16 protein-coding genes are annotated in these 15405 nt (G+C 46.8%); 14 read left to right on the forward strand and 2 right to left on the reverse strand.

Annotation, left to right across the window (positions count from 1 at the left end; genetic code table 11):
* The first annotated feature begins 751 nt into the window (after positions 1-751).
* From ureE to ACFS25_RS10815, 5 genes are all read left to right on the forward strand, one after another.
* Positions 752-1261, forward strand: a complete 510-nt coding sequence (gene ureE, locus ACFS25_RS10795; protein WP_381499834.1) for an urease accessory protein UreE — start codon at positions 752-754, stop codon at positions 1259-1261.
* Positions 1258-1944, forward strand: coding sequence for an urease accessory protein UreF (locus tag ACFS25_RS10800; protein WP_381499837.1), 687 nt, complete (start codon positions 1258-1260; stop codon positions 1942-1944). The genes ureE and ACFS25_RS10800 overlap by 4 nt, the downstream gene beginning before the upstream one ends.
* Before the next feature lie 142 nt (positions 1945-2086).
* Positions 2087-2740 (forward strand): urease accessory protein UreG, encoded by a 654-nt coding sequence (gene ureG / locus ACFS25_RS10805; RefSeq protein ID WP_381499840.1) that lies wholly within the window; start codon positions 2087-2089, stop codon positions 2738-2740.
* Positions 2737-3549, forward strand: a complete 813-nt coding sequence (locus ACFS25_RS10810) for an urease accessory protein UreD (protein WP_381499844.1) — start codon at positions 2737-2739, stop codon at positions 3547-3549. Before ureG ends, ACFS25_RS10810 begins: the two co-directional genes overlap by 4 nt.
* Positions 3539-4255: a hypothetical protein gene (locus ACFS25_RS10815; protein ID WP_381499847.1), complete on the forward strand. Its 717-nt coding sequence runs from the start codon at positions 3539-3541 to the stop codon at positions 4253-4255. Before ACFS25_RS10810 ends, ACFS25_RS10815 begins: the two co-directional genes overlap by 11 nt.
* A 57-nt stretch (positions 4256-4312) precedes the next feature.
* Here ACFS25_RS10815 and pucL read toward each other — a convergent pair whose 3' ends face one another.
* On the reverse strand, positions 4313-5158 hold the full coding sequence (gene pucL, locus ACFS25_RS10820; protein WP_381499850.1) for a factor-independent urate hydroxylase: 846 nt from the start codon (positions 5156-5158) through the stop codon (positions 4313-4315).
* 105 nt (positions 5159-5263) lie between these two features.
* Between pucL and allB the strand changes: the two genes are divergently transcribed.
* The 8 genes from allB (at position 5264) to ACFS25_RS10860 (ending at position 12230) form a co-directional block, all read left to right on the forward strand.
* Positions 5264-6598 carry an allantoinase AllB gene (gene allB, locus ACFS25_RS10825; RefSeq protein ID WP_381499852.1) on the forward strand — a complete coding sequence of 445 codons (1335 nt, stop codon included), beginning with the start codon at positions 5264-5266 and terminating at the stop codon, positions 6596-6598.
* Positions 6599-6699: 101 nt separating this feature from the next.
* On the forward strand, positions 6700-7944 hold the full coding sequence (locus ACFS25_RS10830; protein WP_381499855.1) for an allantoate amidohydrolase: 1245 nt from the start codon (positions 6700-6702) through the stop codon (positions 7942-7944).
* A gap of 10 nt (positions 7945-7954) precedes the next feature.
* Positions 7955-8701 carry a (S)-ureidoglycine aminohydrolase gene (allE, locus tag ACFS25_RS10835; RefSeq protein WP_381499858.1) on the forward strand — a complete coding sequence of 249 codons (747 nt, stop codon included), beginning with the start codon at positions 7955-7957 and terminating at the stop codon, positions 8699-8701.
* On the forward strand, positions 8701-9207 hold the full coding sequence (gene uraD, locus ACFS25_RS10840; RefSeq protein ID WP_381499861.1) for a 2-oxo-4-hydroxy-4-carboxy-5-ureidoimidazoline decarboxylase: 507 nt from the start codon (positions 8701-8703) through the stop codon (positions 9205-9207). Before allE ends, uraD begins: the two co-directional genes overlap by 1 nt.
* Complete coding sequence (gene uraH / locus ACFS25_RS10845) at positions 9204-9539, forward strand: hydroxyisourate hydrolase (protein ID WP_381499863.1); 336 nt, start codon at positions 9204-9206, stop codon at positions 9537-9539. Before uraD ends, uraH begins: the two co-directional genes overlap by 4 nt.
* 94 nt (positions 9540-9633) lie before the next feature.
* Positions 9634-11061, forward strand: a complete 1428-nt coding sequence (locus tag ACFS25_RS10850) for a DUF6986 family protein (RefSeq protein WP_381499866.1) — start codon at positions 9634-9636, stop codon at positions 11059-11061.
* A 353-nt stretch (positions 11062-11414) separates the two neighbouring features.
* Entirely contained in the window at positions 11415-11678 is a 264-nt protein-coding gene (locus ACFS25_RS10855; RefSeq protein WP_381499868.1) for a hypothetical protein, read from the forward strand.
* 63 nt (positions 11679-11741) lie between these two features.
* Positions 11742-12230 carry an Hsp20/alpha crystallin family protein gene (locus ACFS25_RS10860; protein WP_381499871.1) on the forward strand — a complete coding sequence of 163 codons (489 nt, stop codon included), beginning with the start codon at positions 11742-11744 and terminating at the stop codon, positions 12228-12230.
* A 100-nt stretch (positions 12231-12330) separates the two neighbouring features.
* On the opposite strand, the gene ACFS25_RS10865 is transcribed toward ACFS25_RS10860, so the two are convergent.
* The gene (locus tag ACFS25_RS10865; RefSeq protein WP_381499874.1) at positions 12331-12792 is read right to left on the reverse strand and encodes a CHRD domain-containing protein; all 462 of its coding nucleotides are present in this window, start codon (positions 12790-12792) and stop codon (positions 12331-12333) included.
* 307 nt (positions 12793-13099) lie between these two features.
* Between ACFS25_RS10865 and ACFS25_RS10870 the strand changes: the two genes are divergently transcribed.
* Complete coding sequence (locus ACFS25_RS10870; RefSeq protein WP_381499877.1) at positions 13100-15382, forward strand: aconitate hydratase; 2283 nt, start codon at positions 13100-13102, stop codon at positions 15380-15382.
* The last annotated feature ends 23 nt before the right edge of the window (positions 15383-15405 follow it).

Consider the following 15405-nt stretch of genomic DNA (forward strand, 5'->3'; position numbering starts at 1 on the left):
TTAGTCTTAGTTCGCATATATGTGGTTTGCCAACCAATGTAATCGGTCAGGGCTTATATCGAGCCCGTGCAATGTCCTTCCCGACCTGTATTAATCAACTTAAGATGAGCTAAGTCTCCATAAATACTCACATTCACCCTGACTGTATTGGCTCGGCTAACTGTTAAATAGAGCTTCAACAGCTCATATTGTTACTCCAAAACCTCACTCATAGGGCATGAGTTATCACTCAATTGTCTTTGTTAAAGCGGCTATCACTTCCATAACCGGTAACCAGGTGAAATGATACTTGGTCTGGGAGGCCTTGTATACCGTAATAATTCTGATTACCAAATCAAAAATGGCTCCGTATAGTACAAGGATAGACTTATTGGTGAGGCTGGTTGCGTTTCAGGCACTAAATTCTGTCTTCGCCAAAGATAAGCATCAGGCTTATTATCGGGGGTTACCAACCAATTCTTTTTGGGTTAAAAAAGTCAGTTGTTCTAAATGGTAGCTTGTATAGTTGGTTCTGCCGATCAGTACATTGAATTTATTCCGGTTTGAGTTAATCACAAAATCTTCCTCAAAGATAGCCGTATGCTTTTCGAGCCATTGCTGTAGTGCCGATGTCAATTTTTAGGGTATATTTTGGCTAATTAGTTAGAAAATTTGTTGGTAAGGACGAAATGAAGCTAATTCGTACCACAACCTCCGAACTTTCTACTGCTCCATCGGCTCGGCTTCGTCAACAGGGCAAAAACAGAAAAGGATGATTATTCAGCAGAAAATTGGCAATATAAACGCTATCGATCCCGGAGACCGAACCATTGACTGGTTACCACTGGAATGGTTTGAAACGAGCAAGCGAATTTTACGGAAACGAACGCAGTCGGGACAAGAGATCGCCCTAAAGTTTTTGGCCGAAAACCCGCAGTTGACCCAGGGCGATGTGTTATACGAGACTGATCAAATGCTGATTGTGGTTGAAGTTCTTCCATGTGATGTACTCGTCATCAGGCCCACATCGATGTACGAGATGGCGTCGGTCTGTTACGAAATAGGCAACAAGCATTTGCCCCTATTTTTCGATGAAGATACCGTGTTAGCTCCGTTCGAGGCACCCCTGTTTCGGTTGCTAACAGCGTCGGGCTATGCGGTGGAGCAGCAGCAGCGGAAATTATTACAACCTCTAAAGACGACTGTGTTACCGCATGGCCCCACCAACGGCAGTGAAAGTTTGTTCTCAAAAATTCTCAAACTCACTACGTCCCCAGAATGAATACTAGCCTGTTACATCTCCTGCAATTGAGCGACCCGACGCTGCCCATTGGCAGCTATGCACACTCAGCTGGCCTGGAGACCTATGTGCAGGCTGGCGTGGTGCATGATGCTGGTACGGCCAAGGCGTTTGTCACGGAAATGCTTACCCAAAACCTGTACTATACTGATGCGGCTTTGGCCTCGCTGGCGTATGATGCCGCTGCCCGGAATGATTGGCATGAAGTAGTACAACTGGATGACGAATGCACAGCGGTGAAACTGCCCAAAGAAATGCGGCAGGCCAGCCAGAAATTGGGCATTCGGCTGATGAAAATTTTCCAGCCACTTTGTAATAACGCGCTGGCAAATCAGTATCGGGAGGCTGTGTCAACCCAACAGGTAACAGGGCATTATTGCCTTGCGTTTGGTTTATATGCCTATGCATTACAAATTCCGAAAGTAGATGCTCTGACCGGGTTCTATTACAATGCAGCCGTTGGTATGGTAACAAATAGTGTAAAACTAATTCCGCTTGGGCAGCAGGATGGGCAGGAAATTTTGTTTTCCCTGCATTCGCGGATTCAGGCGTTGGTTGTCAGTACGTTACAACCCAATCGGGCTTTAATCGGCCTCTGTTGTCCCGGTTTCGATATACGAAGTATGCAGCATGAACAACTGTACTCGAGATTGTATATGAGTTAATTGGAGTCCGGCTGAGCGTCAGCAAACGTATAATTAAAATCAGGGAAGTAACGGCAACCAACAATGACCAGGAGACTAACAAGGCTCGAAAAGTGAAATAACTGACACGTGACACCGGGCTTAACCTGCATAATTCCCCCAAATGACATCACAGATTAACATGACGAGAAACTACATAAAAATTGGTGTTGCGGGGCCGGTTGGGTCGGGGAAAACGGCCCTGATTGAGCGGCTATCCCGCCAGATGACCGACCAATACAGCATTGGCGTCATTACCAATGATATTTATACCAAAGAAGACGCTGAGTTTTTAACACAAAACAGTCTATTGCCTGCCGAGCGAATCATTGGTGTAGAAACGGGCGGGTGCCCCCATACCGCCATCCGTGAAGACGCCAGTATGAACCTTGAAGCAGTGGAGGAAATGGCTCAGCGATTCCCGGATGTCGAAATTATTTTTATCGAAAGTGGGGGAGATAACCTGTCGGCCACGTTCAGCCCTGACCTGGCCGACGTGACCATTTTTGTCATCGACGTAGCCGAAGGCGACAAAATACCCCGGAAAGGTGGTCCCGGCATCACCCGCTCCGATCTGCTGATCATTAATAAAATCGACCTGGCACCCTACGTCAACGCCGACCTGGGTGTGATGGAACGCGACGCTCGTAAAATGCGAACTGGTAAGCCGTTTGTATTCACCAACTTAATGAGTCTGGAAGGTCTGGATAGTGTAATTGATTGGATACGTCGGTATGCTTTACTGGAAGCCGTGGACGAACCAAAATTGTGGCGATGAAGGCGGAGTTGCACATTCAGGCTGCCCGGCGTGATACCAGAACGTATCTGAAAAAAGCATATTTCACCCCACCGCTTAAAGTGGCGGACATTACCGAAGACAAAAAAGCGAATCAACTGCAACTGATGTTTATGAGTTCGTCGCCCGGCATCCTGGACGGCGATGAGTATCAGCTGCAAATTGACCTGGACGAAGGTTGTTCACTAGAGTTACAGACTCAGTCATACCAGCGATTATTTACCATGAAGCAGGGCGCGTCGCAACAAATGCGTGTTTCGATGGCCAAAGGGTCGTCGTTGTGTTTCCTGCCGCATCCGGTTGTGCCTCATGAGCGATCAAGTTTTTCGGCCACCAATGATATTTACATGGCTGATGGATGCAGTCTGATTTGGGGAGAAGTGCTTACGTGTGGTCGAAAATTGAACGGTGAGATCTTTCAGTTTTCAAAATACCACGCTATCACACAAGTATTTATTGATCAAAAATTAAGAATTAAAGAAAACCTACTGATTCAACCATCGACAATGGATCTAAAAGCAATTGGTCAGATGGAAGGCTTCACCCATCAGGCTAGCCTGATTTATCTGAATGAACAGGCTTTATTACCAGCAATCCGGGAAACAATAACAACTTACTTAGCTCAACAGACGGATATTTTGTTTGGTGTCTCGGCAACTCCGGCCAATGGACTGCTTGTTCGATTGCTTGGGCAACGGGGCGAACAGCTTCATACGTGTCTGAAAACGATTGCCCGGCACTTACCGCAAACGACGATAAGTCAATCGAAATCCATAGCCCATGAACCCTGAAACCCAGCTATTGATCCTGACTGCCATTACGGTTGCCATTCTGCACACAACGACCGGCCCCGATCATTACCTGCCGTTCATTGTACTCGCTAAAGCCCGGAATTGGTCGTTAATGCGAACCATCGGGTGGACTATTCTTTGCGGTTGCGGCCACGTCTGGAGTTCCGTGTTGTTGGGATTAGGCGGAGCGGCTCTTGGCTGGTCGCTCACCAAAATCAGTTGGCTCGAATCGGTCCGGGGGGGCATGGCTGGTTGGTCATTACTGGGTTTTGGCCTGATTTACAGCATCTGGGGTATGATTCGGGCTTACCAGAACCAGCCGCACAAGCATTTCGACTTACAGGACAATGGAGAAATGTATGTTTTCGAGCATAACCACGGCGAAACGGATCGCCAGCCAGTTGTTTATCCGCAGAATCGCTATAAAGTAACACCATGGGTCATGTTCGTCATTTTTGTTCTCGGCCCCTGCGAACCGATGATTCCGTTGCTTTACTTCCCGGCTGCTCAACAATCATGGAGTGGTATGTGGCTATTAATCAGCGTGTACACGGTCTCTACACTGGCCACAATGACTGGGATGGTTTTGTTGGGTTACTATGGAATGGCGTTTCTGAAAACCGAAAAACTAGAACGCTACATGCATGCGCTGGCCGGAGTAACCATCTTCATTTGTGGAGCCGGTATGGTGTTTCTGGAATGGTGATTGTGGAGTCGGCGGGGCCGCCCGCGCAGTTCTTAAACCTAACTCCACAATCACTATTTATTCTCTGGTCACCGTTCCTGTAATGTAGCCGTACGGTTCGTCGGTGGCGATAAAAATTTCGTTGTTATTGTCCATACCAAACTGGTCTAAATTGAATGGGATGTGATGTTTATTAGGCATTTTTAAATCAATTTCTTTTACAACATTATTCGCTTCTAATACGGCGTAGCCCATGGCTAGTAACGTCTGCTGAACAGACAGACTTTTATGGTAAGCAAACGTTTTCAATAAGGCTTTCCGAATTGTAGTAAACAGGTCTGTAAAGTCAAGTTTGTGGGTCGTGTATTCCCAGCTGGCTTCACATTGGGTAGCAAATATCCGGTCGGCTGTTTCTCTTAAGGTCGTATATTGATCTTTAATATAATTCTCAAATCCAGAGTCAGTCGTTTTTAAAATAAGCAAATCTGTAATTCCAGAGGATATAGTAATTTTATCAACAGTTTGTACAACCGTTGCTGTATGTTTCTCTGAACCGCTACTAATATAAGCATGTGGATGCGTTACCCCATCGAACGCCATACGACTCCATTGATGTTCAGTGATTTCGATTGTCGCTTTTGATACGTGTGGATTATTGATTATGAAAAAATTAGCCAAGTAAAGTCCGAAATTCTCGATAGAATCAGTAAAGTGATCTTTAGCTAAAGCGTATACGGTATTTTTCTGCGTGTCGGTCGGTAATATTTTTGTATTATCCCCTATAGTATGTGCCGTTTCAAAGTCTCCCTCTAGCGACACGTTGACCGAGATTTGTCGAAATTCATGGTGGTCTGGATGCCGGATAACCTTCGATACATTAATCGCGTTCTTGCCGTACGCGTTTTTTTTTAGCTTGAGTTTCATAATGAGTTCGGCTGTTTTGGTTGGTACTGACCCTAATTTCAAAAATTAATTTCCTATTTTTAATCAGCATCAGCAAAGCAACTGGAAAATAATTGACTGTAGTCTATGGTTGAATTAGCAATAAGAGGAAATAAAATTCTTACACCCGATGGTATTCGAAAAGCAGTTGTGTTGCTGAGCAACGGGTTGATCGTTGATGTAGTTGATGAATTACCGGAAGCAATTACCTGCGAAGTGGTTGATATACAGGATAGCGTGCTGATGCCGGGCGTTATTGACCCGCATGTACACATCAACGAACCCGGTCGGACAGATTGGGAAGGCTTTGACACCGCTACTCGCGCGGCCATCAGTGGAGGCTTGACAATGCTGGTTGATATGCCGTTAAATTCCTCGCCCGTTACAACAACGGCAATAGCATTTGACGAAAAAAAAGCGGCAACGATTGGGAAACTTCACACAAACTGCGGTTTCTGGGGTGGACTTGTTCCTGGCAATGCCAACGACATTGAGGCACTAATTGATAAAGGTGTTCTGGGGTTCAAAGCATTTTTGACGCATTCGGGTATTGATGATTTTCCAAATGTGACGGAAGCTGATTTGCGAAAAGCAATGCCGATTATAGCCCGTTATAACCTTCCATTATTGGTGCATTGCGAATTGTCGACAAACGAAAAATTAGAAACGGGTGATAATAAATCGTATAAAAACTACCTGAAGTCAAGACCAAAAGAGTGGGAAGATAACGCTATTGAGTTGATGATTCAATTGTGCGAGGAATATAACTGCCGAACGCATATTGTCCATTTGTCGTCTGCTAACTCAATTAAACGTATTGCAAAAGCCAAACAAAAGGGATTGCCATTGACGGTGGAAACCGCACAACATTACTTGTATTTTCAGGCAGAAAATATTCAGGATGGGCAAACCCAATTTAAATGCGCACCACCCATTCGGGAAAAGGGAAATAATGATCAATTATGGGACGCCTTAAAAGACGGAATCATTGATTTTGTTGCAACCGATCATTCACCGGCTCCCCCTGATTTAAAATTAATACAGAGTGGGAATTTTATGAAAGCCTGGGGTGGTATCGCTTCCTTACAAGTAGCACTGCCTGTTCTATGGACAGCCGCAAAAAAACGAGGTTTTGCCGTAGAAAATGTTGCTCAATGGTTGTCTGAAAAGCCAGCTTACTTAGTCGGGCAAGAGCACAAAAAAGGTGAACTTAAAAAAGGATACGATGCTGATTTGATTGTCTGGAATCCTGAAAAAAAAATCATCGTTACGGAAGAATTGCTTCAACATAAACACAAAATGACGCCTTATTTTAATGAAGAATTATATGGCGTAGTTGAGCAAACCTATCTGGCTGGTATAAAGGTTTTTGAAGATGGTCAGATTATAAAAGTAAACGCCGGAAAACTCATAGGATGGTAAATCAACTTGTAAGGACTATTCTTGTCTTTATGTTGCTCATTGATACCTTTCATCATCGTTGACAAAATCCAGGAACTTTGTTAACGATTAACCGCCAACAAATGACTGACTACTTGCAGCGAGCAGAAAATGTACTGAACAAAATCAATGAACTGGCCGCCATTAGTGACGATGAAACGTGTATTAACCGCACCTTTGGCACAGAAGCATTCCGGCAGGGCAGTCATACGATACAAACCTGGATGCAGGATATTGGCTTGCAAACGCGGGTTGATGCCATTGGTAATGTGAGAGGGCGGTTGGTTAGCGCCAACGCAGCTGCGAAAACCTGGGTCATCGCTTCTCATATGGATACGGTCGTGAACGCCGGGAAGTTCGACGGGCCAATGGGCGTGATTATGGGGTTAGACCTCATCGAACACATGATTCAAGTCGGTAAACCGCTACCATTTTCTATTGAATTAATTGCCTTTAGCGACGAAGAAGGTGTTCGCTTTCATACAACCTACCTCGGAAGTAAAGTTGTTGCCGGGTCGTTTAATAACAGCCTTCTGGATAAAAAAGATGAATCCGGGCTTACACTGACGGAGGTTATTCAAACACTGGGTGGTGATCTCAATCAGTTGCCATCGGATGCGCTGGCACACGAACATTGGCTAGGTTATTTTGAAATTCATATTGAGCAAGGGCCGGTATTATATGAACGCAATGTACCCGTGGCGGTCGTTACGGCCATTGCCGGGCAGAAACGAGTGGAGATTTCGTTCCGTGGAATGGCGGGTCATGCCGGGACGGTACCGATGGATATGCGTCAGGACGCCTTGTGCGCTGCCGCCGAATTTATTCTGGATGTTGAGCGATTTGCAACCGACAATAAACAAAATCTGGTTGCTACGGTAGGCAAACTCAACGTCGTTAATTCCGCCAGTAACGTCATTCCGGGCGAAGTAACGTGCAGTTTGGATGTACGTAGTAATGATGCCGTAACCCTGGATACTGCGTATCAAAAAATTCATGAATTATGCGCCAGTTTATGCGCCCGGCGTGCGATCAATTTCCACTGGAATCTGATTCAGGAAACCGAATCCGTATCTTGTGATCTAGCCACAAATGAATTGCTTGCGCAGTCGATACAGGAGAGTGGGTATGAGGTAATTCGGTTGGTGAGCGGTGCCGGGCACGATGGCGTACCAATTTCGCAAGTCGCGCCCGTAGCCATGTTATTTGTGCGGTGCTTTAAAGGCATCAGCCATAACCCGTTGGAAGACGTGGAACTAGCCGACATAGCCGCCACACTTAACGTTGCCGATACATTTATTAATCACCTCATTGAACAGTATCAATAAGTTAACGAGTATGGAAATTTCCGCGCTTACCCGGTCTGTTGTTAAACGCAACCACGCAATCATTAGTCCCGACGGATACATTAACAGTCGCGTGCCCGGCTGGGATAACTGCACCGTGAATGTTATTATTAACGAGCAAATGGGCGCTAACCTGTGTCAGACGCTCATCACACTGAACGAAAACAGCAGGCTCACGGGCACAACGAAAGCGTCACAACTGTTTTTCTACATCATAAACGGCAAATGCACAGCAACGGTAAACGGAGAAGAAAAAACGTTGACAACGGGCCAGTTCGTTTATATCCCCATTGGGAAAGCGTACACTTTTGATAAGCCGGAAGCGGGTACCCAATTGCTTACATTTCACAAAGTCTACGAAAAATTAGATGGCTACGATGTGCCGCCCGTTCTTTTTGGGGATGCCGCCAATGTAGCAGGCCCAATGTATCTGGAGGATCCGTCCTTGCGGTTGCAGGTGTTGCTGCCTGATGAGTTGTCGTTCGATATGGCGGTCAATATTTTCACCTACGATCCGGGTGGACATTTGCCCCTGGTGGAAACACACATCATGGAACATGGCCTGATTTATTTACAAGGCCAGGGTGTGTATATGCTTGACCAGCAATGGTATCCAATCAAAAAAGGCGATTCGATCTGGATGGCGCCCTACTGCCAGCAGTGGTTCACGGCGATGGGTAAGGAACCGGCGGTTTATATTTATTATAAGAACGTAAACCGTTTTCCGACAAGCGTTTAATGACACTATCCGAACTAAACCAGTTGCCAGATGCTCAATTGAAAGAGACACTTTTCACTTGTTGCGGCTCTTCGTCCTGGATTAACAAACTGGCCAAAATCTTTCCCGTCGAGAGTAAAGAAATGCTATTCGAGCAGTCTGACATTAGCTGGTTTGCCTGTTCTGAAAGCGATTGGCGGGAAGCCTTCACGCATCACCCGAAAATTGGCGATATAAATTCGTTACGGGAGAAATTTGCTAACACGAAAGTTTGGGCTGAAGGTGAACAATCGGGTGTTTCGGTATCGTCTCAGCAGGTATTAGAAGACTTGTCGGCAGGAAACCGACGCTACGAAGAAAAATTCGGGTATATTTTTATTGTTTGCGCTACTGGAAAATCCGCCGAAGAAATGCTGGAAATACTGACCGCACGATTACCCAATTCACCAGAAGATGAAATCCTGATTGCCATGCAGGAGCAGAACAAGATCGCCAAAATTCGTCTGGAAAAATTACTTGCTTCATGAGTCCAATCACCACCCACATTCTTGATACGACGCGGGGAAAACCAGCGGAAGGTGTTAGTATTGTTTTGTATCAGCAACATAAAGAATGGACAGAAATAGCCCGGGGAATCACGAATGCCGATGGGCGGATTGGTAATTTACTGCCCAAAGAAACTGTCTTACCGACTGGCACATACAAATTACGGTTTGAAACCGGGGCTTATTTCGACCAGCTTAATACCACAACGTTTTATCCATTCGTAGAAATCACGTTCGCTATAACGACTGGCGAGCATTACCATGTTCCGTTACTGTTAAACCCATTTGGGTATTCAACCTACCGAGGTTCGTGATAGTGTGGTGGTGTCGGTTTTGAGAAACCGACACCACGTCAAAGAACCGCGCGGGCGGCCCCGCCAGCTCCACCCCGAAATAACACCAATCATTATGAAATTTTCAATTCAGGAAAGTGAAAAGACCAGTTTGCTGGATACGTTAAAAGCAGCTAATCTGGCGTTTCAGGCAACGTATCCCGGCGACAAACCCGACCGCCAACCCGTACATACGGTTTATGGAGGAGCCAATCTGTTCAAGTCGGATACGTGCGTCAGGATGGGCGAAACAGCCTTGAAAAACCTGCAAACGTACTCGCCCAATTTCGTTATTCTGGCAAACGTGCTTCAATTACCGGGCTACGAGCATCTGCCGCATCTGCAACATGAGATTGCCGAACTCACCAGCCGGTTAGATAAGCTATCCGAGGCTGACCGGCGAAACGAACCGGCCTGGCTGGCGTACTCCGTTTACAACAAGATCGTTCAGAAACTCCAGACGGAAGCCGTTGAAGATTTTCGTATTGATTTTGAAGATGGATTCGGGAATCGGCCCGACGATGAAGAAGATGCGACGGCTGTTCAGGCAGCTCTCGACGTGGCCGAGGGCATGAAAAACAAAACTCTGTCACCATTCATCGGCATCCGTATCAAGCCATTTACCGAAGATTTAAAGTTTCGGGGCGTTCGCACGCTAGATATTTTTCTGTCCACGTTGCTGGATAAAACGGGTGGTGTACTGCCCGACAATTTCGTGGTGATGCTGCCCAAGGTGACCATTCCCGAACAGGTAGTCACGATGGTTCGCTTACTCGAAATTGTAGAGAACGGAAATAATCTCGCGCCCGGCACCCTCAAAATAGAGACGATGGTGGAGGCCACACAAATTGTTATGGACGACGAAGGCCGGAATCCGTTGATGCGCATTATTAAGGCCAGCGAAGGGCGTTGCATTGCCGCCCATTTTGGTACGTATGATTACACGGCTTCCTGCGGTATCACGGCAAAATACCAGACAATGAGTCATCCGGTTTGCGATTTTGCGCATCACATGACCAAAGTCGCGCTGGGTGGCACGGGTATTTTTCTGTCCGATGGCGCTACCAATGTTATACCCATCGGACCGCACCGGGGCGATGACCTGACGTTTGAGCAACTGGCCGAAAACCGGGAATCGGTACATTCTGCCTGGCGGCTTGGCTTTACCCACACCACGCATTCCCTCATCAATGGTTTTTATCAGGGCTGGGACCTGAATCCGGCCCAGTTACCAATGCGGTATGCGGCTACGTATGCGTTCTTTTTGAGCAGCTACGAAGATGCGGTATTTCGCCTGAAAATATTTGTCGAACGAGCGGCCATTTCCACCCTTACGAAAGATATTTTTGATGATGCCGCCACTGGACAAGGCTTGCTTAACTTTTTCCTCAAAGCCATGAACTGCGGTGCCATTTCGGAAAATGAAGCACTCGCAACAGGCCTGACACTCGACGAGATTCGAAGCCGCTCGTTTTACCGAATTCTGGAAGGAAGACGGAAGTAACCTGGATATTTCTAGTAAAGAATAAAAAAATACCTGCCGATAACCGGCAGGTATTTTTTTGTGGAATAAACGTAAATAAAGACTTAACTATCAGATAATCAAGTTACTAGTTTGGCGGTTATTGACGAGGAGTAAGGGAAGTCCTCCTCTTATTTGCTCGCTATGAGTAATCTTCTAAAAAAACTTTACGATTAATTAAAGTAAAAGCTCAGGCCCCTCCGTCATCTCTACTAAAGCCCCAAACCAGGAAGCTAGGGAATCGAAATAATCGTCAGATTTTATAACGTTTATTTCAGTCTCAACTGCCTTCCTGCCAGATGGGGCTAGTAATGAACCATTAAATAATAAATAACATGAACATCATTTGGAGAGTAGCTGGCTTAGCGCTAGTGGTCGGATTGGCCCTGTTTTTACTAACACTAGTTGTGAAAATTCTTTTGGTTGGCCTGGGCCTTTTTCTGATTGTCCGGGTAGCCGGGGCACGTTTGGCAGGCCGGTCATTTGGTCAGTTGGGGCGCGGTAACTGGCAGTCGTCAGACATCATTTCGATCGATAATCCGACCTATCGTTCACGGGTGAACAGCGGGAGTTTTGACCGAATTATCCCCATCAGCTAAGCCAGAACGAGTAAACAAGTAGTACCAAAACAGTAAACAAACACAAGACTAAAACACAAAAACATGTATAATAAACAAGCATTCGAATCAGGTAACAAAGGTGGTTGTGGTCCAATGGGCCGTGGTGGATTTGGTGGCCCGATGGGTCGCGGTAAATTCGGTAAATTCTGGGGCGGGCCAGCGTTTGGAAGACACGCTGGTGGAGCTCACCAGGCACAAGTGCCGGTTAATATTGACGAGACCGATACCGAGTATGTAATCTCTCTATTTGCGGCTGCTCTGGTTAAAGAGAACGTACAACTGTCGGTTAAAGACGACGTACTGACGATTTCCTATCAAGGCAATGACCAGTCAACGAACTCCGAAAACGCCACAACTGGCAACTACACGTATCAGGAGCACAGGGACCATTCGTTTGAGCGGTCGTTCCGACTCAATGACAAGGTCATTACGGAAAGCATCTCGGCCAACTACACCGATGGAGTTCTAAAAGTGACCTTGCCCAAGAATCCGGCTACCAATAAGCCTGCGCAAACTATCGCCGTGGGCTAAGCCCGTTGTAAGATAAGAGATAATCAAAAAGGCCAGCACCGCGAAAAACGGTACTGGCCTTTTTGATTATTGTTGTCGTTTTTTACACACCATTCGTGAATTATTGCTTTCTGACTTCTCCACGAATCTCTCCAGATGGGTATGTCTTTGTGTGCAGGTTAGCATAATACTGACCGGCCAGCAAACTGTCTACTTTGGACTGAGGCAAAACGGCTGTTGTTGCAATAATTGGATTTGTCAGCGATGGGAACGGTATGTCAACTGGGCCAGTTCCGTTAACTGCCGTAATCCGATGCAAGTGCCCACCTGTCAACGCTTCAGAAAATCCTTGGTACGTAACTGTGTAGCTAAGTACCCGCGTCGTTGTGTTTAAATCACCTACAAATGTACCCGTTGCCGTTGATGAGGTTGAGGTTGGTTTTTCATTAGCCCCGTTCATCGTTGCTGTTAATCGAGTTGTTGTGTCGGTGATCGTTGGATTCTCGTCGTTACTACAGGACGTAAGTGTCAATCCTAAGGCTAGTAAGGCCGTAAGGGATAGGAGCGTGTTTTTCTTTTTCATAGGAGTTAGTGTCTGTGCGGCAACTGTTTTTGTACAAATGGTTAAGAACTGACTATATGTATTGCCGCGATTCTAACCGCCAAGATAGGTTGATTATCTATTTTGTTCTATAATCGTGATTTAAAATACAGAAAACGAGGGTTTTTATGGGCGACTTTGGCGTTGTTTATAATCCATTCTTGGGAATATTTCCAAAACGTGCCAGAATCTTCTAATTTTGACCCGCTAACGGGAATCCATTTTCCGGATTCGTTGGTTGTTCTTTATAGGATATCCCTTTCAGTAACCTGTTTTATTCCTACTTGCTATGGCTTTTGATTTAGACATGATTCAGCGCGTTTATGCTAATCTCGGCGAACGCGTCGATGCCGCCCGGCAGGCAGTGGGCAAACCGCTGACCTTGTCGGAGAAAATTTTATACAGTCACCTCTTTGCGGGAGCTGGTTCGTCAGCCCTGCCGACTCAGGCATTCGAGCGGGGTAAAGCCTACGTGGATTTTGCGCCTGACCGCGTAGCCATGCAGGATGCGACTGCCCAAATGGCTTTGTTGCAGTTTATGCAGGCAGGTCGGCCACAGGTTGCCGTTCCATCAACCGTTCACTGCGACCACCTGATTCAGGCCGAAGTAGGAGCCGTGGAAGATCTGGACATCGCCAAAAGTAAGAACAAAGAGGTATACGATTTCCTGGCGTCCATTTCCGACAAATACGGAATCGGCTTCTGGAAACCCGGCGCAGGAATTATTCACCAGGTGGTGCTTGAAAACTACGCGTTTCCCGGTGGCATGATGATCGGGACAGATTCGCACACACCCAACGCGGGTGGTCTGGGCATGATTGCCATTGGCGTTGGTGGAGCTGATGCCTGCGACGTGATGGCGGGTCTGGCCTGGGAATTGAAAATGCCAAAACTCATTGGTATTAAACTAACGGGTAAACTGAGCGGTTGGGCATCGGCAAAAGATGTGATTCTGCGTGTAGCCGGTATTCTAACCGTGAAAGGTGGTACGGGTTGCATCGTCGAGTACTTTGGCGAAGGAGCCGAAAGCCTATCCGCTACCGGAAAAGGCACTATCTGTAACATGGGTGCTGAAATTGGGGCGACAACCTCGATTTTTGCCTATGACGAAAAAATGTCGAACTATCTGCGGGCTACCAGCCGTGCCGATATTGCCGATGCCGCTGATGGGGTAAAAACGGATCTTCGGGCTGATGAAGAAGTCTACGCTGATCCGGCCTTATACTACGACCAGTTGATCGAAATTGACCTGTCGGAATTGGAGCCGCATATCAACGGACCATTCACACCTGATCTAGCCTGGCCGTTATCGCACTTTGCCAAAGCAGTTAAAGAAAATAACTGGCCTGCCAAACTTGAAGTTGGTTTGATTGGCTCCTGCACTAATTCCAGCTACGAAGACATGACTCGCTCGGCTTCGATAGCTGCTCAGGCAACGGCCAAGCATTTGAAAACCAAAGCTGAGTTCACCGTAACCCCTGGTTCCGAACTGGTTCGGTTTACGGCTGAACGTGATGGCCTTTTGACTACGTTTGAAGCAATTGGTGGTGTCGTACTGGCCAATGCCTGCGGACCCTGTATTGGGCAGTGGGCGCGTCACATGGACGATCCAACGCGTAAAAACTCAATCATTACGTCGTTCAACCGGAACTTCGCCAAGCGGAACGATGGTAACGCCAGCACCCATGCATTTGTGGCCTCGCCCGAAATCGTGACGGCTTTGGTTATCGCGGGTGATTTGACATTCAACCCAATGACCGACACGCTGACCAACGAAAATGGTGAGCAGGTAAAACTCGACGAGCCACAAGGCATTGAGCAACCCGTAAAAGGCTACGCCGTCGATGATGCCGGTTATCAGGCTCCGGCAGAAGACGGTTCAGGCGTTACGGTACTGGTTAGCCCAACCTCCGACCGCCTGCAATTACTGGCTCCATTTGCCGCTTGGGAAGGTACAGACCTGAAGGGGTTGAAACTGCTCATCAAAGCGAAAGGCAAGTGTACGACCGACCATATTTCTATGGCTGGTCCGTGGCTGAAATATCGCGGTCACTTGGACAATATTTCCAACAACATGCTGATTGGCGCGGTGAACTTCTATACGGAGAAGACCAACAGCGTGAAAAACAAACTGACGGGCGAATACGGTGAAGTGCCTGCTGTTCAACGGGCTTACAAAGCCGCTGGCATTGGGTCAATAGTTGTTGGTGACGAAAACTACGGTGAAGGTTCTTCTCGTGAGCACGCAGCTATGGAACCCCGTTTCCTTGGCGTGCGGGCTATTCTGGTCCGGTCGTTTGCCCGGATTCACGAAACGAACCTGAAAAAACAGGGTATGCTGGCGTTAACGTTCGCTAACCCTGCCGATTACGATAAGGTTCAGGAAGATGACACCATCGACATCGATGGTTTGACCGAGTTTGCGCCGGGTCGTCCGCTCGAAATCGTTCTTCACCACGCTGATGGCACTGAAGATGAGTTCATGGTCAACCATACCTACAACGAAGGTCAGATTGAGTGGTTCAAAGCGGGTGCCGCTCTGAACATCATCCGAATGAAACAAAATGCGTAAGTAATTTATCGATTTAGTACAAA

The sequence above is a fragment of the Spirosoma flavum genome (genome assembly GCF_042686045.1).
Taxonomy (GTDB): domain Bacteria; phylum Bacteroidota; class Bacteroidia; order Cytophagales; family Spirosomataceae; genus Spirosoma; species Spirosoma flavum.